Origin of the sequence: Nitrospina sp. 32_T5 (assembly GCF_052156635.1) — a bacterium.
Classification (GTDB): Bacteria; Nitrospinota; Nitrospinia; order Nitrospinales; family Nitrospinaceae; genus Nitrospina.
In genome coordinates, this window is record NZ_JBQKUO010000003.1 from 413575 (window position 1) to 434831 (window position 21257).

Genomic DNA, 21257 nt, shown 5'->3' on the forward strand with positions numbered 1-21257 from the left:
TAAAGGGGTTTTCAGGTGAAGGCAAATTCAAAAAGCGGCTCGACACAAACGTTTACACCCTGAAAATCAAGGCAATTACCATTTTTCCGACTAGTTCGAAGATCCTAAACTCGCCAGACCCTGCGCCGGATTCGGGGCTTTCTCCTGTCCCAAATAATCTATCCCGAAAAAGCCTTCAAATAATTGGCGTTTTGGATTGAAAAAAGTGCCGGGCCGGACAGGGGGACGAGGGCGCGGGACCCCTGACTGCAAAAGAGTAAAGAAAACGAAAAGCTGGACAGGATTCTAAAATCGGCAAGGTTATGTCTACATGCAGGTCAGGATGGACACAAAAAATGAAGGCATCGGTACGGGCCGGGTAGGAACGCCTCACCCACTGCCGTAGGGACGGGTGAGGATTTCCAGCAGGTGGCCGGAAGGTTCCTCGAAGTACACGCCGCGTCCGCCGTCGCGGCGGTTGATCTCTCCCAGCTTCTTCTGCTGGGGGTCGGCCCAGTAAGGCAAACCGCGTTCCTGGATGCGGCCGAAGATCTGGTCGAACTCCTTTTCGTTCACCAGAAAGGCGTAGTGCTGGGTGTCGATGGCATCGGTGATCTGCAGAAAGTCGAGGCTGACGTTGTTGCTGGTTTTGACAATGAGGAAGGACTCGTACACTTCAGGAGTGGCGAGGCCCAGAATATCCGCCACGAAGTGCGCGGATTTTTTTTTGTCCGCCACATAGATGATGGTGTGGTTCAGCTCGACGCCCATGACGCTTCCTCATCGCCGCCCCGGATGGAGGGCGGCCCCGGTGGATTGAATTCATGTACTTCCATCATAAAAAATCGAAGGGGTGAATTCAATTCATTAACCGGGAGGGAGCGGCTTTCGGATTCAGGCGAAGGTGAAGGGTCGACCGCGCCCGCGCACCGTTTTCAGATGTGGCTGGGAGAGGTGTCCCCGATCATGCACAGAGGGGAAGGGTTTCCAGCTCTTCCTGATGGTCCGCGTAATCGAGGGCGATCTGCATGAAATCGGATTCGAGGTCCACAAACACGTCGACCATCTCCGGATCGAAATGCGTGCCCCTGCCTTCCAGGATCACTTCCACCGCGCGCTTGTGGGAAAAGGGCGGTTTGTAAACCCGCTTGCTGATCAACGCATCGTACACGTCGGCAACCGCCATCAATCTTGCCGACACCGGAATCTCGTCCCCCTTCAATTTGTCCGGATAGCCGGTCCCATCCCAGCGTTCGTGGTGGGAATAGGCGATCTCCCGGGCGTAACGCAGAAACGAATAGCGGTTGTTTTCCTTGCCGAGCCGCCTTTCGGCTTCGAGAATGGCGTCGCGTCCGTACACGACGTGCTTGTCCATCTCCCGGGTTTCGTCATAAGTCAAGCGGCCCGGTTTGCGCAGAATGCGGTCCTGCACACCCACCTTGCCGATGTCGTGCAACGGAGCGGATTTATAAAGGAGATCGATCACTTCGTCGTCCAACTCACCGCGAAACCGCGGCAGGTCGCGCAAATTCCGTGCGAGGAGGCGGACATAATTTTTAGTGCGTGAAATGTGGCCACCGGTTTCACTGTCCCGGTACTCGGCGAGGGTCGCCAGCCCGGCAATGGTGACGTCCTGCGTGTTTTCCAGTTCCCGTGTCTTTTCCTTGACCAGGTTTTCGAGCAGCCGCTTTTGATTGTACAAAGCAAGATGGGTCTGGACGCGGGCCATCACGATGGGAACGCTGATGGGTTTGGTGATGAAGTCCACCCCGCCCACTTCAAATCCCTTCGTTACATTGTGCACCGCATTCAGTGCGGTCAGGAAAATGACCGGAATGTTTTTGGAAACCGGGTGGGACTTCAGTCTCCGGCATACCTCATAGCCGTCCATGCAGGGCATCAGGATGTCGAGCAGAATCAGTTCCGGCGGATTTTCAGACTGCGCCAAACGCAATCCCCCTTCTCCGTTTGTCGCGACCTGCACATTATATTGCCCTTTTAACACTTCCACCATGAGGTGGACGTTTTCCGCCGAATCGTCAATAACCAGTATGGTGGGTTTGTGGGTTTCGGAAGCGAACATGGTTCATTCCCTCTTCGTTTTTAAGGGTTGTATATTCATTAACCAGATTTTTTTGGGTAGAGGCCAAGCCTTACGAGACTTATCGGGAATTCTTTTGAAGCCCTTTACACAAAAATGGCCTTCAACGTCATTTTCTTTTCACAGGAAGGAAACATGGCCCTGCGGGCCACCGGACCCTCATCAAATTGAAACAATGTTTTCAATTATTTCCGGAGTGGAAGGCGGACCCGGTTGGTCCCGGGAGCGGATAGGGACTCGGCAAACAAAAAAGGCCCTGCACCTTGAAAAAGATGCAGGGCCCTTTCCGTTTGGGAGGCTCCAGACTTCGAAGGAAGGGGAAGAAGTCTACCGTCCCGCGAGTGAACCCGGCAATGACGCCGGGTCTTTCATCATTTATATGTGCCTGCCTAGGGTTCAGGGCAGTGCCTGTAAATATCTTTTTTCGGAAACGCCTTTTCTTATTGTATCGCCACGCAGGCACATCTTCCCGTTCCCCGGGTTGGTCATCCCATTGTGGCGGCAGAATATTCTTTTCCGTGCCTCGACCGTTCCCAGGATAACCCCCGAAGGAGATTCTCCAGAATGCGCGACTGCCGGTGAAGTGTCAGATGGGTCTTGATACGCGCCTGAACGATGGGAATGCTGATCGGCTTGGTGATGTAATCCTGGGCTCCGACCTCGAATCCCCTGGCGACATCCTTGAGCTCATGCAGTGCTGACAGAAATATCACCGGAATATTTTTTGAAACCGGGTGCATTTTAAGACGGCGGCATACTTCATACCCGTTCATCTCCGGCATCATGATGTCCAGCAGAATCAAATCCGGAGGCCGGTGCGACTGGGCGAGCCGGAGCCCCTGCTTGCCATCGACCGCGACTTGAATTTCGTAGTCATTTTTCAAAACCTCAACCATGAGCTTCAAATAATCCAACGAATCATCAATCAACAATACTGTGGATCGTCTGGTTTCAACATGAGTCATGATGCTTTTCTTTCACAAAGGGGAGTAATGGACTTCCTCGGCCCGATACCCAATGCCTGCCAGTTCGTGCCGCTCTTTTTCGTATGTTATGAATTTTATAGTCTGGACGGGTTGGGAACAATCGTCCGGCTTGCTATTGATTTTTAGAATAAGCGAGGAACAATCTAGTAATTTTAAAGGGTTTACTAGTATTTATTCGGAGGCAGGGTAACTATGGGGAAAACCGGGAGGAAAGGGTCTCGATGCAATCCGCTGAAAATCAGTGGTATTGCCGCCTCACCCCACCTGTTCCGATAAGACCGGCAAAACCGGGGGGCCTTCTGCTTCTCGATTCGTATTCAAAGGCGGATGGGGCGGGTGCAGAATAAATGGCATCGGTTTCTGCGAAACAGCGCTGAAACCCGGCATTGTGCCCGGTCAGGACGAGGATTCCGGTGCGGTGTGAACGGGTGGATCAAATGATCCCGTTTTTCAGGGCGTACTGGATGATATCCGCATTGTTCTTCATTCCCATTTTCGCCAGGATGTTTCCCCGGTGCGTGCTGACGGTGGTGATCCCCAGCGCCAGTTCATCGGCGATTTCCTTTAATTTCTTGCCCGCCGCGATCTGGCAAAATACCTGGAACTCCCGATCCGTCAAAGTCTCGTGGGGCGGCTTGTCCGAGCTGCCGTCCAGGTTGAAAGCCAGTTTTTCCGCCAGGCTGGGGCTGATGTACTTGCCCCCGGCGGAGACCTTCCGCAGGGCATCCACCAGCAGTTCCGGCGCACTGGATTTGGTCAGGTACCCGGAGGCGCCGGCGCGCAGGAAGCGGAGCGCATAGTGATCCTCCGAATAAATGCTCAAAATGATGATGGGCAGTTCGGGGGTCTGGCTTTTCAGCTGAACGAGGGTTTCCCAACCGCTTTTCTCCGGCATGTCAATGTCCATCACCACCACATCGGTTTTGACATTTTTAACCAGTTCGAGAACTTCGTTGCCGTTCTCCGCTTCCCCACACACGATCATATCCTCCATTTTAGACAGGACCTGAATCAATCCCTTCCGGACGATGCCATGGTCGTCTGCAATGAGAACATGGATTTTTCCACGAGCAGCACTATTCATAATGGTATATCGGGATTGTAACATGCACGATCGTTCCCTTTCCCTCTTCTCCGCTGATTACAGCCTCGCCTCCCCAATGGAGGGCGCGTTCCTGAATTCCGATCAACCCAAATGATTTCGGGTCGGCCATCTGGCTTTTTGTGATCCCCGCCCCGTTGTCCTCGACTCTCAGCACAAGCTGGTTGCCTTCATTGAACAAATGGACCTGGATTTTGGTTGCTTCCGAATGCCGCGCGACATTGGTCAGCGTTTCCTGGAAAATACGGTATATGGTCGTCGCGCAGTCCTTGTTCAAATCAGTCAGGTTGTTCTCGATGATCAGTTCACAGTATATACCGGTCCGCTTCTGAAACTCCGTAGCCTGCCATTCAATGGCCTCGTTGATGCCGAAAATATCCAGGATCTGGGGCCTGAGTTCCGTGGTGATGCGTTGAACCGTTTCAATGGTTCTATCGACCAGATGGGACATTTCCTTAATTTTGTTCTTGATAGGCCTCTGGTCCGGAGGAAGGTCGCTGTTGACATTCGTGAGGTCGATCTTCAATGCGGTCAACGTCTGGCCCAGTTCATCATGCACTTCCCTCGCGATCCGTTTACGCTCCTCTTCCAGCAGGTTCTGCGCATGCGAGTACAGCTTTCGAATCTGCTCGCGGGACACCTTGAGCGCTTCTTCATTTTTCTTCCGTTCGGTAATGTCCCGGAACGTGCCCACAATCCGGGTGGGGTTCCCTTCCTTGTCCCTCGCAACGATTTTGCCCCGCACCAGGGTCCATAGAAGGTAGCCCGACTTCGTAATCAAACGGCTCTCGTACTCGTAGAGAGGCGTTTTGCCTTCCATATGAGCGTTGGTCGCGCCGACAGCCAGCTCCACGTCCTCCGGATGCAGGAGACTGCGGAAGGATTCAATGTGGGCAGCAAACCCTTCGGATTCATAACCCAGCATGGAGTAACACCCCGGACTGAAGAACACCTCGCCGGTGGTCACATCCCAGTCCCACACACCGTCTGTAATGGCCTCCAGTGCCAGTTTGAGTCGCTCCTCACTGTCCCGCAACGCCTCCTCGGAACGCTGGCGTTCCAGCATTTCGTTCGTCAATTTCCGGTTGGCGGCGGAGAGCGCGGACTCCCGCTTTTCAATCTGGGACACCATTTCGTTAAAACCATTGAACAGCATTCCCAGCTCGTCCTGGTTCTGGTGCGTGACCCTCAAGGAATAATCGGGTTCCTGAGAAATCTGCAGGGTTGTGTTCGCCAGGGAAAGAATGGGATTGGAAATGATGCTTTGAAGTTTGAATGCAATGGCGACCGATACCAGAACGGTGACGAAAAGAATGCCTCCAATCAGGAAAATGTAGTTGGACAGAACTTCTTCATATTCCTTCAGGTGAGCCTTCAGGTAAATCCTGCCTATGACTTTGTCGTTCAGCATGATCGGCCGGATCAGCTCCAGGCTGTTGTTATACGATGCCTGTCCTTCCTGATCGACCGGAAAAGAGGGGGGCGAGATTTTGACGTTTTCATCGAGCCGGTAGGTGACGAACGAATTCCCTTCTGCATCGTACAGAACCGCGTACAAAATTTGAGGGTCGACCTTCAGGGAAGAAAGAATATTTTCCGCCGCGTTGGGGTCTTCGAAATAAACCGCGGCGCGGCTGTTCGCACCCACCGTCTGCGCCAGAATATCCAGGTTCCTCACCAGGCTCTTGCGAAACAGCTTCAGGTCGTTGTAGAGAAAAATGGAACTGCACAGGGCGAAGGTAATCAGCGTCATGGTAAGCAGGATGAGGATCAGCTTGCTTTTTATGGAAAGATCACCAAAAGTTTTCATGACCCGTCACTCATCGACCAGGATGGCCAGGTTTAGAAGTTCCGAACTGACCTTGATACTTCTGTCTTCCACGGCCCTTCGGTTGATTTTAAACCGGATCTTGTTATTTATAATCACAAAATTGATTCCCACGCCGCGCCGGGAAAAACCCGGGGTGTCTCCGATAAACAGGATGGGCATGCCTTTTGTGCGGTGAAGCATCTCTTCCAGGTTCTCATTCTCCGATTTACCGATATAAGCCATGTGACAGGAGTCCAAATGCGAGCCGGAGGAAAAGTTTTTTACAATTAGCTTGTTCCGAAAAACCCCCTCCTTCTGAGCCAGATCGAACAGGTTCCCGAAAGGGTTGCTGCCCACCAGGCAGAGGACAAACTGGGTTTCACTGTTGTGGATCATTTTTTCTTCCGGCCACTGGATGAATTCGAAAAACTTCAAGATGATACTGGTTTTCAGGAGGTATTCACGCGGAACGGTTTCCTCGCTGTAGGCATTGGGTGTTTTATGTAAAAACACCGGCCAGACCGCCAGAAGGGAACAAATGAATATTTTTAAAAGACCGTGCCTGAGCATTAGGAATACAGTTTCACTGAGTGTCTAATCAAAATTCATTGTGACTTTAAAATAGAAGCTTCTCTGGGTTTCTGTGGAGGCTTCCAGCAGTTCCGTCAGTTCAGGATGGGCATTATCCTGAAGGTTCTGGGCCACGAGGGACAATTCCAGGTCATCCACGGGTTTCCATCCCAGGCGCAAATCGACCCGTGTGTAGGCTGGTATTCTCCGGGTTGAGTTTCTGGATACGTAATAAAGGAAGGAATCGAACTCAAAATTATGCGGAAGGTTCAGGTAGGAGCGAATATTGAAAATGTGTTCGGGTTCGCCTTCCGCGTCCAGATCCCCCTCGCTGTTGAAGGCCCCCGGGTTGAACACGTTGGCCAGAAGCGGTTTGAGGTCAATTTTGGTGAACGTGTAGCTTCCCGCAATGCGCCAGTTGGAAAGAGGCTGCCATTGGGCGGCCAGTTCAAAACCAAAGACTTCCCCCTTCAGGGAATTATCGCTTTTGAAGGGAAAGACCAGGTGCGGCGGAGGCGGGGTGGCCTCGAAAAAAACCGGCCCGGTGGTGAACTCGATAATTTTGTCATAATCGAAATAGTAAGCCGTGGCATCGAAATTCAATTCCTTTATGGGCTTGAAACGGTACCCGACCTCATAGGCGATCAATTCCTCCGCATCCAGGTTGTTCTGGTTGCGCTCACGAAGCAGCAGGGGCGGAGCGCCCGGGATCAAAGCGCGGTTGACCTCCGCTGTCGCCTCCGTGACCGTCGGTATCCGGACGGCGCGTGAAACGGCCGACCACAGGGTGTGCCGGTTATTCGGAGTCCACACCGTGCGGATACTCGGCTGAAATTCAAAACCGGAAAATTCATTGTGCTCGATCTTGATGCCTGTAATCAGGCTCCAGGTGTCGGGCACAAGCGAAATTTCATCATGGATGAAAAAACCGAACAGGTTGGTGTCCCGGTCCGGAAGCTCGAGGATCTCGGTGTGGTCGAAGTTGAACCGCGTGTAACGGTAGTTGAGTCCCCACGAAACATTGTGGGTCTTGCTCCAGAACTCGGTTAGAAAATCATACTGAAATTCCAGGTCCGCCTGCTCCACCACGTTGTCAAACGGAACCCCATCGGCCTTTCTCAACAGACGGTCGTAATAGGCCTGCACTTTGAAGGCGGAAGCGTCTTCCAGGTACCGGTCCCAGCGCGCCAGGAAATTGGACCCCCTTTGCGTTGTGGTTCCCTGAAAAGGCGCGTTTCCCTGTGACAGCGACACGAACCGGCTGTTGAAGTCCAACCCGGCGTCCAGGCTGTAATGGTCTCCCTGAAAAGTCAGGTGATTTTCCGGGTTCGCCTGCCAGTCCGTACGAAACCCGCCTATATACATTTGCTTGTCATCGATACCGGTGTTTCCATTCGGCCTCAACCCTTCATCCCGGTCCCGGTATCTTGCGTACACCCTGTAATTCAACCCTTCCTTATACTCCCCCGCATAGCGGACGGAACCGAACCCTTTCTCCTCCGTACCCGTGCCGCCGGACACCAGCAGCCCGTCGGTGTCGTGAGCGGATTTGGTGATGATGTTGATCACCCCCGCGACGGCATTGGAACCCCACAGGGCCGCTCCCGGCCCGCGGATGACTTCAATGCGGTCGATATCCTCCAGCATCGTATCCTGACCAATCCAGAACACACCGGCAGCGGAGGGGCTGTACAGGGTGCGGCCGTCCATGAGGACCAGTAACTTGTCCGAGCCCAGCCTGCGGTTGAATCCCCGGATGGAAATGGCGTAGCGGTTCTGGTTGATCTTGGATACCTGAACACCCGGAACGATGCGCAACGCTTCCATGATGTTCACCGCACCGGTCCTCCGGATATCCTCCTGTGTGACTACATAGATCGCCGAGGCGGTCTCGTGCAGTTTCTGAGGCCGCTTGCTCACGGAGGTCACCACCACTTCCGTCTGCATGAGCTGCTGGAGATCCATCTGGAATAATTGTTTTTCCTCTTCCGTCAACGTTTCGCCTGGCTGGGTGGAATCTGGGGAGTTTTCTTCAGGATGGGCGGTGGGCAGGAGTATGCAAAAAAAGGAAAGCCAAATCAGAGCAAATACAAAGGTTTTCGATTTAATAGAAGTCATAAGCATTCATCTTATGAAAGTGGCCGAAAAGGACTCCTGGTAACAACTATATATTTTAGGCATACCAATTTTTTAGCCTAATCGAACAAGCTTTCTCCCATATGTGCGGCGCTTGATTTTAGCACAAAAAATTAGTAACTTAGCCTTTAAAAACAATAAGTTATAGTAACTATACTACTGAAATATAGTAGTTCCGGGGATTGAATAATAGTATCCGAAGAATTACGTTAAAGGTGAAAAAGTTGATTTGTAGGGGCTTTCAGGGAACCGGGGCTATAGTCCTCCACCAAGGCCTGAGACGCAAATCAAATTTGATTTATCCGATTGAATTTATTAAAAATTAAATAAAGGTGACTGCCATGACCCACAAGAATCTCCAGGACGCTTTGGCCAAAATCTCCAACGATTCCGAATACTGTGAAACCATTGTCGTAGATCCGGAACGCCTGAAAAAAGATTTCGGCCTGGAACACGAAGACATGGACTTTTTGAAAACCGGTGGAATTCCCGGCATGAAGGATGGCGCGATTCGGCCGGTGGCTATCTGCTGCACCTGCTACGCGGCGCCTTCGGATCCGTCCCGGAACTAAACCGTTTTTAATTTTTTATACTGGTACATCGGCCCATCCGGGAATAATTCACTTTCTCACGTTCTTTAGCTCACTCCCGGGTTCATCTCTAACTGCTTTTCGTTTCCTCTGCTTCATGGGTATTCTATGAAGGGAGTCCAATACACCCCCTCGGATTATCTTGCCGTAACTCTTCCGAGTCGGCCTTGTTTGGCTCCGTGGGCCACAATGATGGAACTGGAGGACGGTCGTCTTCAATTCTGTGGAGCGGAATTCAATTACGCTCTGCGGAATGATCTGCTGGTTGAAGCGTTCCACACCATTCATCCCCTGCTGGATGGCAACCATCGGGTAGATGAAATTGCAGATGCAGGGGGAACGGACATCCTGCCGACTACGATCATCTTTCTCCTTAAAATCCTGAGGGCGCATGGCCTGTTACAACAGAGCCTTGCGCCCTCTTTGGTTTCAAACCAAACAGAAGCGCCTCCTCAAAGAAACAGCGAAATCCAGTTCATCTCCCATTTTGTATCCGATGCACCCGGTTCATTGGACCAGTTGCAGCATTCGCGAATTGGGGTGGTTGGAGCCAAATCGCTGAAAGACTGTGTTGAAAGCTCCCTGCTATCCATCGGGATCGAACAGGTCGTCAAAATCGGAATTTCCTCTACAGATCCTGAGTCCAAGACCCTGCAATCGCGTGCGCTGATGAACTTTCTGAAAGGCGTGGATTTTCTCATCGCCTGCCAGGATGCACCGGCTTATTCTTTTTTCGAAATCATCAATTCCGCCTGCCTGGAAGTCAGAAAACCCTGGCTGCACCTCGCGATTGAAGGCACAAAGGCGCTGATGGGTCCGACATTCATTCCGCACCAGTCGGCCTGTTATGTGTGCTATGACAAGCGCATGGCTTCCAATGTGCCGGACCTGGAGATACACGTTGCTTACCAAAAACAACTGGCCGTCCAGCCGCATTCCGGCAACGAAGGTGTGTTTCAGCCTTTGTGGTCCACCCTGGCCGCCCAGGCGGCGATGGAAGTGAGCCGCAACCTGTCCGGGTTTGCCCCGCCTGCAACCATCGGCCGGTTTTATGAAATCCCCTCCACCTCGCCGGTGACGGTCGGGCATGATATCCTGCGGCTGCCCCGTTGTCCCGCCTGCAAACCATACCGCCCCCGGCACGAGGCGTGGGACAGCACCGCGCCGGAAAAAGACAATGGAAACCATTGAGACCGTGCTGAAGGCGCGGCGCTCATCGTCCCGGCCCGCACCGACGTCCATAGAGGATAGCTTGAAGCGGGCCAACCGGCTGGTCAGCGACCGCACCGGGATCATTCAAAAAGTCGAATTCGAGGAACTGGTGTGTGGCGAGCCCAATGTATTTTTCGCACGCAGTCATCCCGCCAACCTCAAGCCCATCAGCGGCAAGGAAGCATTGAACAACGGCGACGCCGCGTCCACCGATCCTGACCGCGCCATCATGAAAGCCGTGGGCGAAAGCATCGAACGGTATTGTAGCGCACAATACGAAGAAGAAGACCTTGTGCTGGCTCCCTGCGAGGAGTTGGGCAGTCCCGCCGTGGACCCCTCGGGCTTTGCGCTGTTCAGCCAATCCCAATACGCTTCGCCGGGGTTCCCTTTCACCGCTCCCGATACCCAAACACCCTTATGTTGGGCCAGGGGATATTCGCTGACCCACGAAACCCCCACTTTCGTCCCCGCGGCGTTCGTGTACGTTCCATACTATTACCGGGCTCCGGACGAACCCCCCGTTCAGGATTCCATCTCCACCGGGCTGGCCTGCGGATCCAGCCTTGCCGCCAGCGTGTACAAGGCCATCTGCGAGGTGATCGAACGCGACGCGTTCATGATCGTCTGGCAAAACCGCCTGCCGCGACCGCGCATCGATCTCGAATCCGTGCACGATCCGTTCGTCCATCAATTGTTGCAGGCATTGGACGGCATCCCCGTTACCTGCAACGCATATTTGCTGACGCTGGATATTGCGGTGCCGGTCATCGTGGTCATGCTGCAAAGCACGGAGGGCCAGGTGCCGCACACGGTCATGGGACTCGGCACCTGCCTCAATCCCAACAAAGCTCTGGTACTGGCACTGGAAGAAGCGTTGCTGACCTATATCGGGATGAGCCGGTACGCGCGGAACAACCCGGAATTCCAACCCGATCCGGACTACCGCAATGTGGACAAGCCCACCCTGCATGCCCTGGCCCATGCCCTGCGTCCGGAACTCCGGACCGCCATGGATTTCCTGATGGCGTGGCCGGACAAAATCCCGATCCAGAACCTGACGAACCACTTTCAACCGGATATGTCCGCGAACGTGCAGTTCCTTGTGCAACAACTTAAAAAATCCAACCTCGACACCGTGGTTCTGGACCTGACCACATCGGATATCGACGAAGCGGGATTCAAGGTAGCCCGGGCGGTGGTGCCCGGAATGCAGCCCCTGGACTTGAATCATGCCCGCCAGCATCTGGGCGGACGCCGATTGTACGAGGTGCCCTATCGGCTGGGGCTGGTCGGGCGCCCGCGGACCGAACACGAAATGAATCCGTACCCACACCCTTTCCCCTGAATTGTGGAGGCATGGCTTGACATGGCCGACATCCTCAAACCCGTCATTGCACTCGGTCCCCGGAAAGACCCGGAAAAGGTTTCCCTGTCCGAGCTGTATCACGAAAACACCAAACTGCATCCCGATCTGCTGGCCGGCATGATCCCCAGTTCGTTTTCCCGTACCGAACTGGTTGCCATGACGCACGGTTACAAACAGTATTCGCATGTAAAAAAAGTGAAGCTGATTCCGAAAGAGGAATTGTACATGAGCGACCAGCGGTTTGATGAGACGATCGCCACGCGCCGGTCCATCCGTGATTTCGGGGAGGAACCGCTGAGTTTGCGGGAGTTCTCCAAAATCATGCACCAGAGTTACGGCATCACGGGACAGATGCCCATCCCCGGTGGCGGTGTGCAGACGCTGCGCTCGGCCCCTTCCGGTGGCGGCCTCTACCCCGCGGAAATTTACCTGGCAGTGAGGCGGGTGGAATCCATCGAGCCCGGGATCTATCATTACAACGTGCCACATCACGAACTCGAACTGCTGGTTCCCGGCGACCCCACCGACGCCGCTTACGAAGCCTGCTGCAACCAGGAACACGTGAAGCGCGCGGGGGTGGTGGTGATGATCTCCGGCGTGTTCCAGCGCACCAAGCGCAAGTACGGCGAACGGGGCTACCGCTACGTCCTGCTGGATGTCGGGCATCTGGGGCAGAACATTTACCTGTCCTGCCACAACCTGGGACTCGCTGTCATGACCACCTGCGGGTTCTTCGATGACATCGCCAACGACCTGCTCCGCCTCGACGGCGTGGACGAGACCATGCTCTACGTCGCCTTCCTCGGCAAACGCAAATGACTCCTTCGGGTCCTTTCATCGCATCAACCTGAAGGCATAAAAAAAGCCCGCATCTTTGCGGGCACATAAGTTTCCTGGAATTGCATCAGACTTGAAGTGAGTGGAGGCGGGGGCCCGGGGACTCCTGAGCAGTCCTGGTAAACAATTGCATTTGTATAATTTGATCTATAAAGCTTTGCCGCCTGCCCGCAACGTTACCTCTCCATGTTGGTTTTTTCCACCGGCTTTATAGTTATCGCTAGGCTTCCTTCGGAAGCGTGATTCGCTCCTCTTCATGATCAACCAGTTTCATTGCAATATTGAAAAACTCCTGCTGCAATTGAACAAAGGTATCCACTATATCCGGATCGAACTGCGTCCCCCTTCCCTTAATGATTAAATCCACTGCCTGCTTGTGGGAATAGGGAGGCTTGTAAACCCGCTTGCTGATCAAAGCGTCATAGACATCGGCCAGTGCCATCAACCTTGCAGAAAGAGGAATTGCATCGCCCTTCAATTTTTCCGGATAACCGCAACCATCCCAGCGCTCATGGTGAGAATAAGCGATTTCACGGGCAAACCTGAGAAAAGAATACTGGTCCCCGGCCTGCCCCAGAAGTTTTTCCGCTTCAAGGATGGCGTCCCTTCCAAAAACGACATGGCGGTCCATCTCCGCAACCTCTTTATGCGTCAACTTGCCGGGTTTACGCAAAATTCTGTCCTGCACACCCACCTTGCCAATGTCATGCAGAGGCGCGGATTTGTGCAGGAGATCGATGACCTCGTTGTCCAGCTCACCGCGAAACCGGGGCAAGCCTTTCAGGTTCTGCGCCAGAAGGCGAACATAGCTTTTGGTACGCAGGATGTGGCCCCCGGTCTCATTGTCGCGGTACTCCGCCAAAGTGGCCAGCCCGGTGATGGTGACGTCCTGCGTGTTCTCCAGTTCCAGGGTCTTTTTCCGCACCAGGCTTTCCAGATGCCGGGTTTGGTCGTACAGCTGAAGATGGGTTTGGACGCGGGCCTGAACGATGGGAAGGCTGACGGGCTTGGTGATGTAATCGACACCCCCAACCTCGAATCCCTTTGCCTCATTGTGAACCTCGTTCAAGGCGGTCAAAAAAATGACAGGAATGGTTTTGGAAACCGCGTGCGCCTTCAACCGGCGGCACACCTCGTAGCCATCGATGCCCGGCATCATGATGTCGAGCAGGATCAGGTCCGGCGGACGATCCGACTGCGCTAACTTCAATCCCTTTTCCCCATTGGACGCAAGCTGGACGTTGTAGTCTTCCTTTAATATCTCCACCATGAGTTTCAGGTTTTCCACCGAGTCATCCACCACCAGAATGGTGGCCCGGCTAGCAGGGGGAATCGACATGAGGTCCGTTCTCTCATTCAGGATTGCTGAAATATATATTCAGTATACATCATGATGGAAGATGATTGACAGGTCCTCCCCTCGCCCGATAATAAACTCATTGAGAACATTCTAAAGTTTCACAAGTGGGAGGGACAAGGGTCCGCCCGGGGCCAACGGAGACACCCCTGGTTTTATTTTGCGGGATCCGGGAGCGTTGTTTTCGTCCAAACCGTACGCACCAATTCCTGATCGCACAGGGTCAGAAAGCACTGAACCCCGAGTGGTAAGTGACTTCGCCGGAGGGAGTGCGGGCTTCAAAATTCAATTTCATAAAATACTCCGCAGGGGCTCCTGTAAAAATCAGCTTCGAGTCGTTTTCGAAACCGAATCGCCCGTAGTATGCGGGTTCACCCAACACAACGCACCCCCTGCTCCAAACCGTTTCAATCCGATCAACCCTTCCTGAATCAAAACCGCGCCGACGCAGAGCAAAGTAGAAACCCTTACCTGGAAACTGGCAACCATAAGGATCAGGCCCGGTCCGGTCCGCCTGGGCTTGAAACTTTTTTCCCAAGTGCATAAAAAAAACAAAGGGGCTGGAGCCTCCAGGCCCCAGCCCCTTTTCCTTGGATCCTGCCTTTTTTGAACCTACTTGAGATATCGACTCAATCGTTTTTGCATTTCCTCAATACTCCGGGAATAAGCCCTGAACTCGGGTCGATCTGAAGCCAATCTGGAACCAGCATCAAGCGCTTCCCTGGCCGCATCCCAATTCTGGCTTTCAGCATGGCAATTCGCCTGGGCAATAAAATCTTCGATTAAAAGATTTTCCGGAAGAACGTTTTTTCCAATCGTTTTCCTTAAAGCGTTCGCCTGCTGACAATCGGGTGCCCGCACTTCCTTCACAGTATAGTTTGCGAACGGTTCACTGTAATTTTGAACACGCGCTGCAGAAATATAGGAGGATAATGCCGAGCCCGGGTGCTGCTCTGAAAGTGTTGTCAGGAATTTAATCCCCGCTTCCAGGTGGTCACCCCTTCGCCACAATAAGAACTTCCCCGCTTGAGTATTGCCGGGATCATCCACCGAGAACAAGGCTTCCCCGGCTTTTGAAGACCCCACTTTAATTGTGGCAGGCTCCGAAATGAAAGCTGAATAACCGCTTTTGGCAGGCACTTCTATTTGCACCGAAATACGATATTCGCCGGTTTCATTAAAGTTCCAACCATTGGCCCCGAAAAAGATGGGGAAGACTTCGCCTACAGTCTGGCCAGGCCCCAAGGTGGTTGAGCCGCTGAAATCGCTTGCGCTGAGGGGGAGCAATATTTTTTTCTCCCCATTGGCGCCGATTGAATAGACTTCAATCAGTCCTTCACCGGGCTTTAAGCTGCCGGTGAAATCAACCGGTTCCTGCATCATATTGGTGACTTGCACGGCCAGATAAACCGGTTCCCCCAGCTCCACGGATTGCTTTAATGGCATCGCAACTACTTTTATGCCTTCGCCTTGGGAAACTGTGGCTGGTGCAGGTGCATCCACGATGGAGGCCGGATCACCCAGATCGAGTCCCTGCTTCACTGGTGATGTACAACCAATCATGGCACCAGATAATGTGAGTACGAAAAGAAATGATAGTAATCTAAAATTCATTTTGGCCCCTCTCCTTAATGAACATGTGGGCAGGCGTAGTCGCGAGGACTCACGCCAGGCCAGACTTCGTTGTCATCATGATTTTGCAGGTGATCCAAACTGGATGCGCTGAACTGATAATTATAAGTATCACCAACGGTCCCGGTTGAGTTCATGATCGTCGTCGAACCATCCCCATCGCAATGATTCAGGTTGAAGCCATGACCGACTTCATGTGCCGTCGAGCGCAGGTATTTGGCATTGTCGGAATTCACCGTGGAGTTTTTCCAAAAGCTGACAAAGGCCGACCGGTCGTTTGTGGCCCCGCCGGCGCCCGCATACATCAGGCCTAACGTTGTTGTACTTCGACAGGCCACGCCACAATCGCCTTCTCGATAGTGATCCACCACAACACCGTAAAGATGGTACCGTGTGCAGGTAAAAGCATTCCACAACCCGCAGTTGAAGGTTACCGGCCCGATCGGGTCTCTCCGGTTTGCGGTTTCAAGTGTCTCAAGCTCCGCCGGATTGATGTAATCATATTGATCGGGGTCCAGCGGATTGGCCGGCCCCGTCAGGGGCGCAATATTGGTGGTGTTTTCATCGACGGTAACGACCCGCTCGCCTTGCCAGTAGATGGTCGTCAGATTCACCTCTTCCCCAGATACGGTTTCCGGCTGCGGATACTGGGTACCCGTCATTCGATCGTATTCGATGCGGGTGGTTGTGCAGCCAATTAGAATAGTTAATGCAAGCACTAAAGCTATCCGAGATAAGCCGAGAAAAAAACCCATATTATCCTCCATATTGAATTACTTATTTGGCAAACGGATATTAAAAGCCGGCCAGAGAAAACATAAAAAACCAGAATTTACTTATATTTGTAGGAATTTTGGAGTTTGGTTCAGTAACGGGCCCACGCAAAAAAATTTAGTATACAAAATATATATATCGGCTAGCCAAAATTAAACCCTGAACGGGGTAAATAGTCAAGCCCGAATATCGGTATGTCCTGCCCCGGGAACGGGGCCAGGTGTTGGGTTGGGGTCTGGGCCCCAAAAATCGGGATGACGGGAGGCCTTGTGGGAAAGGAAGCCGTTTCAACCGGAAAAATCGTAGCGCCGGGTTTGACGGGTGATCCCGGACTCCACAAAAAGAAAAAGCCCGCTTTTACACGGGCTTACGGATCTGCTTGGATTTTATCGGATCAAAAATTGGTGGAGGCGGGGGGAATTGAACCCCCGTCCGGAAGTCTTCAACCAAAGGCGTCTACATGCTTAGTTCGCGTTTTGGGTCTCACCGGAATTACTCCCGCGAACAGGATTGCATCCCGGCCAGCCTCTAAAGTTTAACCAGACACTCCCGAGACGCGAAGTGCACAGCGAGTCCGCAGAGATGACGTCCATATCCTCCTCGCGAACAGAAGAGAACGGGACGGTAGCCGGTAAGGGTTAGTTACGCAGCTACAGCTACTTCATAATCATTGGCGATTATGTTTTGTACCGTTTTTTTAGGGGCCAACGGTATCCCCTGCATGCAACCTTCGTCTCCTTACTCCCGTCGAATCCAGATCGCCCCCATATGCATGAAGCGCAAGCGAGAGAACAAACGAAGTGTTTCTATACTATTAATATAACACCGCCCCCGCCGTTTCCCAAGGTGACAGACGACTTTCCCGAATAATCATAAAAGCCGCCACCAGCAAAAACACCCCCCACCCGCTTTCGAGGGGTGCGGCCCAGATAAGGAGGGGAATGGCGGAGCCGGGAGCTTCCCAAAACCCTTGCGGCTCCGCCGAGACCGGGCCCGGCCGTCCTCCGGCCGCACCCACCTTATTTATCGGGACCGCCTTGTAAAAAGTTGATTTTATTTGCTTTGTGCAATAACATATAGCCTCTCCGAAGGGCCCCGTCGCCCGGAAATTCATTGATTTATGCACTTATAGGACTTGGAGGAAGCATGCGTGGTATCAGGTTGGCTGTGATTTGGATGATGGTTTGGGGACTCCCGGCAACGGCGTTTGCGGACATGGACCCGAAATATTCGTGCCTCGACTACTTTTCGCGCCAGGTGACGGTGGTGAAGGCGAAGGACCGCAAAGCCCCGGCGGTGGAAGCGTCGTACACCTTTCGCGGCCTGCCGGTGCTGAACGTCAACTTCCACGCGCTCGCCGCCATGAAGCCGAGCACCCTCATGCAGGAGTTCATGTACTACCGTGAATGCGGCCGCCATGTGCTGGGCTTCGTCGTCAACCCCGCCACCACGGCCTTCCAGCTGCGCAAACAGACCGGGCTCGCCGATTGCTGGGCCGTCAACCGCCTCTACTATTACAACGGCACCGACAAGGCAACGGTCCTGAAAGTTCAGGAAATGCTCAACGCCCTGCCGCGCGGCCACTGGCAGCACTTTCCTGGCCCCATGCGCATGGTCGATTTCCCGAAGAACTGCTACCTGCGTTAATGGAGGGCGGTGTCGCCTCGCGGATGAGATGTGATAGAGTTGAGTTATGGACAATCGCTCCCAAAAACCGCCGCCGCGGCGCCACGAAAACCCCATCTTCACTGTCTGGGTGCACGTCGGCTACACCATCCTCATCATCTCCATGATCGGCTGGATGGTGTACATGGAATTCTTCATGTAACGCCGGGTTGCACCCGGAGGCAGATGGCTAATGCCATATGGGCGAACGATGGTCCGTGGGCGCAGGACAATGGCCCCCTTCTCCTCCAGGCGTAGCCTGATCTGTGTTCATCGGTGTTCATCTGTGGTTGAAATGGTTTTCAGTGGATTGCCACCCGCCGTTCCAGCAGGTCCACCACTTTTGAGAACAGCAGGGTGAGCAGCAGGTAGGTGAGCGCGACGTAGGTGTACGTCTCGAAGTAATTGAAATGCGTCGCGGCGTACTGGTTGGCCACGCGCAGGATGTCGCTGATGGCCAGCACCGAGACGAGGCTCGTGTCCTTCAGCATGCCCAGCGTCTGGTTGCCGATGGCCGGGATGATCGTCCGCCACGCCTGCGGCAGGATGATTTCAAACATCGCCTGCCGGTCGTTCATGCCGAGACTGCGCGCCGCCTCCCCCTGCTCTTTCGGCACCGCCTCGATCCCCGCGCGGAACACGTCGGCCATGTACGCACCGTAACTGAAACCGAATCCCAGAATCGCCGCCAGCAGTTTCGGCACCGAAAAAATTTCCCCAAGCGCGTAATAAATGTAAAACAGGAACACGAGAAGCGGTATGCCGCGCAAGGCTTCGGTGTAGAGCGACGCCATGAGTTGCAACGGACGTTTTCCCGACAGCTTGCCGAAGGCGACAATGAGGCCGACGAGGATGGCGGCGAGGCTTCCCGCCACCGTCACCCCCAGCGTGTAGAGGATGCCGACGGGCAGCAGCTGCATCAACCCCAGGTAACTGCCCGGCACGGCGCGTTGCATGAAAGCGTCTTCGGCAGGCAGGTAGACGAGCAGGACAAAGCTCGCCGCCACCACCAGGTTCCACGCCAGTTGCGTGACCGTACCCGAAGGTTTGCGCGCCGGTTCCATATCAATCGTCCTTGCCCGTTGTCCCGGTTTTCGGCACCACTGCCGCCTGACCGAGTTCCCATTTCTGATGCAGGCGCGCTACCGTGCCGTCGGCCAACAAATTTTTGAGCGCGTCGTTCACTCTCTGCAACAACTCCGCCTCGCCTTTGCGCGCGACGATGCCGTAGTGCTCCTCCGTTAAAATGTCGCCCACCATCTTGATCTCGCGAAACACCGCCGCGTCGTTGTTTTTGTAATAGAGCGTGCCCGTGCTCTCACCCAGAACGGCGGTGATCTCGCCCTTGATCAGATCCTGTACCGCGTGACCATACAGTTCGTACGCCTGTTTACTGAGTTCGGGATAATCTTCGAGGTAAAAGAACGCCGTGGTGGCGCGTTGCGCGCCGACGATGCCGCCCCGCGCCTGCACGTCTTCCAATGAAGTCACGCCCTCCGTGTCGCGCCGCACCACCAGCGACAGCCCGCTTTTGAGGTATGGCACGCTGAACGCCATGCGTTCCCTGCGTTCCTCCAGGATGGTGACGGAACTGATGACGAGGTCGTATTTCTTGGTGATGAGCCCGCCGAACAGTCCGTTCCACTCAACGTTGACCAGGTCGTACTCGAACCCCGCCTGCTTCGCCACGGCGTCAATGAGTTCGACTTCAAATCCTGCGAGTTGATTCTGGTCGTTCAAAAACGACATCGGCGGCAGGGTGGCGTCGGTCGCCACGATCAGTTTGGGTTTCGCATCCGTGGCGTCGCCGCCGCACCCGGCCAACAACGCCAGCGTTGCACAAAAAAGAAGGATCAATGATTGCCGTATCTCACGCACTCGTCGCCCCGCTGGGTTCGCGTTCATAAATCAACGTGTCCTGCGCCGCCACCTGCACCCACACTGCCATGCCCGTGCGGAGGCCCGCATCGTTTCCATGGCGCACCTGTGCGGTCACCGCTTCTCCATTTTTGAGCGCCACCCGGTAGCGCGTATGACTGCCGAAAAAGGATTTCCTCTCCAGCACTCCTTCCATCAGGTTCATGCCACTCTCGTAATCCGGCGAGACACCCAATACCGCCTTTTCCGGCCGGAAAAACACATCGACAGGCGTGCCCGGTTTGAGCTTCCTGCCATCCGTTACCGTCATGGCTTCCCCGCCATCGAGCCGCACCACACAGCCGTCTTCCGTTTCGTTTTCCACCACACCTGGCAGGCGGTTGACCCCGCCCAGGAACCCGGCCACGAAGCGGTCCGCCGGCCGATCGTACAACTGTTCCGGCTCGCCCACCTGCAACAGGTGTCCTCCTTCCAGCACGCCCATGCGGTCGGCCAGGCTCATTGCTTCTTCCTGGTCGTGGGTGACGAACAGGAAGGTGATGCCGAACGCCTTCTGCATTTCCACCAGTTCCTCGCGCAAATTTTGCCGCAGGGTGGCGTCGAGTGCCGAAAGCGGTTCGTCCAGCAACAGCACCTGCGGCCGGTTGATGACCGCGCGCGCCAGGGCGACGCGTTGCGACTCGCCGCCGCTCAACTGTCCCGGCCACGCGTGGCGCAGGTCCGTCAGGCGGGTGATGGTCAACAGCGCGTCGATCTTGTCGCGTATATCCGCCTCCGCTTCACCGCGGATGCGCGGACCGACGGCGATGTTGTCGTACACGGTTTTGTGAGGGAACAGGGCGTGGCGCTGGAAGATGAACCCGACCGGCCTTTTTTCGACGGGCAGGGAATTGACGGCCCGGTCATTAATATAGATGGTTCCGGCGTCCGGTCGTTCGAATCCGGCGATGCACCGGAGCAGTGTGGTCTTGCCGCATCCACTGCGCCCCAGAAGAACGAACCGTTCCCCTTCCGCGATCTCCAGCGACAACTCCTTCAGCACGGGTTTGCCGTCGAACGATTTGGAAAGTCCTTCAATACGGATCATGCGCACCTTCACGGATTGCGGCCACGGTGCCCGTTTCAGCCGGGCTTTGTATAAAAATAGCATGGAATGCCGATGGCGGGGCTTCCGACGATTAAAATTGTGCAGGGTGCCGTTTTTCTATAAAATTCAGGCCAGTCACGAAACACAGCCGTATCCACAAAAGGAAAGAAGGGGG

19 protein-coding genes and 1 other RNA gene are annotated in these 21257 nt (G+C 54.2%); 6 read left to right on the plus strand and 14 right to left on the minus strand.

What is annotated here, in order from left to right:
- Positions 1-369 precede the first annotated feature (369 nt).
- The 7 genes from ACTRW9_RS10215 to ACTRW9_RS10245 all read right to left on the minus strand — a co-directional run bounded on the left by ACTRW9_RS10215 (position 370) and on the right by ACTRW9_RS10245 (position 8513).
- On the minus strand, positions 370-750 hold the full coding sequence (locus ACTRW9_RS10215) for a VOC family protein (RefSeq protein WP_442426135.1): 381 nt from the start codon (positions 748-750) through the stop codon (positions 370-372).
- Positions 751-943: 193 nt separating this feature from the next.
- Positions 944-2062 (minus strand): HD domain-containing phosphohydrolase, encoded by a 1119-nt coding sequence (locus ACTRW9_RS10220; protein ID WP_442429251.1) that lies wholly within the window; start codon positions 2060-2062, stop codon positions 944-946.
- Positions 2063-2565: 503 nt separating this feature from the next.
- Positions 2566-3045 (minus strand): response regulator, encoded by a 480-nt coding sequence (locus ACTRW9_RS10225; protein WP_442426137.1) that lies wholly within the window; start codon positions 3043-3045, stop codon positions 2566-2568.
- A 454-nt stretch (positions 3046-3499) separates the two neighbouring features.
- Entirely contained in the window at positions 3500-4150 is a 651-nt protein-coding gene (locus ACTRW9_RS10230; protein ID WP_005006327.1) for a response regulator, read from the minus strand.
- Positions 4143-5978 carry a CHASE sensor domain-containing protein gene (locus ACTRW9_RS10235; protein ID WP_442429252.1) on the minus strand — a complete coding sequence of 612 codons (1836 nt, stop codon included), beginning with the start codon at positions 5976-5978 and terminating at the stop codon, positions 4143-4145. The genes ACTRW9_RS10230 and ACTRW9_RS10235 overlap by 8 nt, the downstream gene beginning before the upstream one ends.
- A gap of 6 nt (positions 5979-5984) precedes the next feature.
- Entirely contained in the window at positions 5985-6491 is a 507-nt protein-coding gene (locus tag ACTRW9_RS10240) for a YfiR family protein (protein ID WP_442429253.1), read from the minus strand.
- A gap of 81 nt (positions 6492-6572) precedes the next feature.
- Positions 6573-8513, minus strand: coding sequence for a TonB-dependent receptor plug domain-containing protein (locus ACTRW9_RS10245; protein WP_442429254.1), 1941 nt, complete (start codon positions 8511-8513; stop codon positions 6573-6575).
- 512 nt (positions 8514-9025) lie between these two features.
- Here ACTRW9_RS10245 and ACTRW9_RS10250 point away from each other — a divergent pair.
- The 4 genes from ACTRW9_RS10250 to ACTRW9_RS10265 all read left to right on the plus strand — a co-directional run bounded on the left by ACTRW9_RS10250 (position 9026) and on the right by ACTRW9_RS10265 (position 12671).
- Entirely contained in the window at positions 9026-9256 is a 231-nt protein-coding gene (locus tag ACTRW9_RS10250; protein ID WP_442426141.1) for a hypothetical protein, read from the plus strand.
- Between the two features lie 207 nt (positions 9257-9463).
- Positions 9464-10465: a TOMM precursor leader peptide-binding protein gene (locus ACTRW9_RS10255; RefSeq protein ID WP_442429255.1), complete on the plus strand. Its 1002-nt coding sequence runs from the start codon at positions 9464-9466 to the stop codon at positions 10463-10465.
- The gene (locus ACTRW9_RS10260; RefSeq protein ID WP_442429256.1) at positions 10452-11831 is read left to right on the plus strand and encodes a YcaO-like family protein; all 1380 of its coding nucleotides are present in this window, start codon (positions 10452-10454) and stop codon (positions 11829-11831) included. The genes ACTRW9_RS10255 and ACTRW9_RS10260 overlap by 14 nt, the downstream gene beginning before the upstream one ends.
- 21 nt (positions 11832-11852) lie before the next feature.
- Positions 11853-12671, plus strand: coding sequence for a SagB/ThcOx family dehydrogenase (locus tag ACTRW9_RS10265; RefSeq protein ID WP_442426144.1), 819 nt, complete (start codon positions 11853-11855; stop codon positions 12669-12671).
- A gap of 238 nt (positions 12672-12909) precedes the next feature.
- Here ACTRW9_RS10265 and ACTRW9_RS10270 read toward each other — a convergent pair whose 3' ends face one another.
- From ACTRW9_RS10270 to ssrA, 4 genes are all read right to left on the minus strand, one after another.
- Entirely contained in the window at positions 12910-14028 is a 1119-nt protein-coding gene (locus ACTRW9_RS10270; RefSeq protein WP_442429257.1) for a response regulator, read from the minus strand.
- Between the two features lie 630 nt (positions 14029-14658).
- On the minus strand, positions 14659-15660 hold the full coding sequence (locus tag ACTRW9_RS10275; RefSeq protein ID WP_442429258.1) for a hypothetical protein: 1002 nt from the start codon (positions 15658-15660) through the stop codon (positions 14659-14661).
- Between the two features lie 14 nt (positions 15661-15674).
- Positions 15675-16433 (minus strand): hypothetical protein, encoded by a 759-nt coding sequence (locus tag ACTRW9_RS10280; RefSeq protein WP_442429259.1) that lies wholly within the window; start codon positions 16431-16433, stop codon positions 15675-15677.
- A 421-nt stretch (positions 16434-16854) separates the two neighbouring features.
- Positions 16855-17218: a transfer-messenger RNA gene (ssrA, locus tag ACTRW9_RS10285) on the minus strand.
- 380 nt (positions 17219-17598) lie between these two features.
- Here ssrA and ACTRW9_RS10290 point away from each other — a divergent pair.
- The gene (locus ACTRW9_RS10290) at positions 17599-18099 is read left to right on the plus strand and encodes a hypothetical protein (RefSeq protein ID WP_442429260.1); all 501 of its coding nucleotides are present in this window, start codon (positions 17599-17601) and stop codon (positions 18097-18099) included.
- A 46-nt stretch (positions 18100-18145) separates the two neighbouring features.
- Positions 18146-18280, plus strand: a complete 135-nt coding sequence (locus ACTRW9_RS10295; protein ID WP_442426157.1) for a hypothetical protein — start codon at positions 18146-18148, stop codon at positions 18278-18280.
- Between the two features lie 139 nt (positions 18281-18419).
- On the opposite strand, the gene ACTRW9_RS10300 is transcribed toward ACTRW9_RS10295, so the two are convergent.
- Genes ACTRW9_RS10300 through ACTRW9_RS10310 form a run of 3 tightly spaced genes read right to left on the minus strand, consistent with a single transcriptional unit; the run spans position 18420 to position 21145 of the window.
- Positions 18420-19181, minus strand: a complete 762-nt coding sequence (locus tag ACTRW9_RS10300) for an amino acid ABC transporter permease (RefSeq protein WP_442429261.1) — start codon at positions 19179-19181, stop codon at positions 18420-18422.
- Between the two features lies 1 nt (position 19182).
- Positions 19183-20022, minus strand: a complete 840-nt coding sequence (locus ACTRW9_RS10305) for a transporter substrate-binding domain-containing protein (RefSeq protein ID WP_442429262.1) — start codon at positions 20020-20022, stop codon at positions 19183-19185.
- On the minus strand, positions 19988-21145 hold the full coding sequence (locus ACTRW9_RS10310) for an ABC transporter ATP-binding protein (protein ID WP_442429263.1): 1158 nt from the start codon (positions 21143-21145) through the stop codon (positions 19988-19990). The genes ACTRW9_RS10305 and ACTRW9_RS10310 overlap by 35 nt, the downstream gene beginning before the upstream one ends.
- Positions 21146-21257 lie beyond the last annotated feature (112 nt).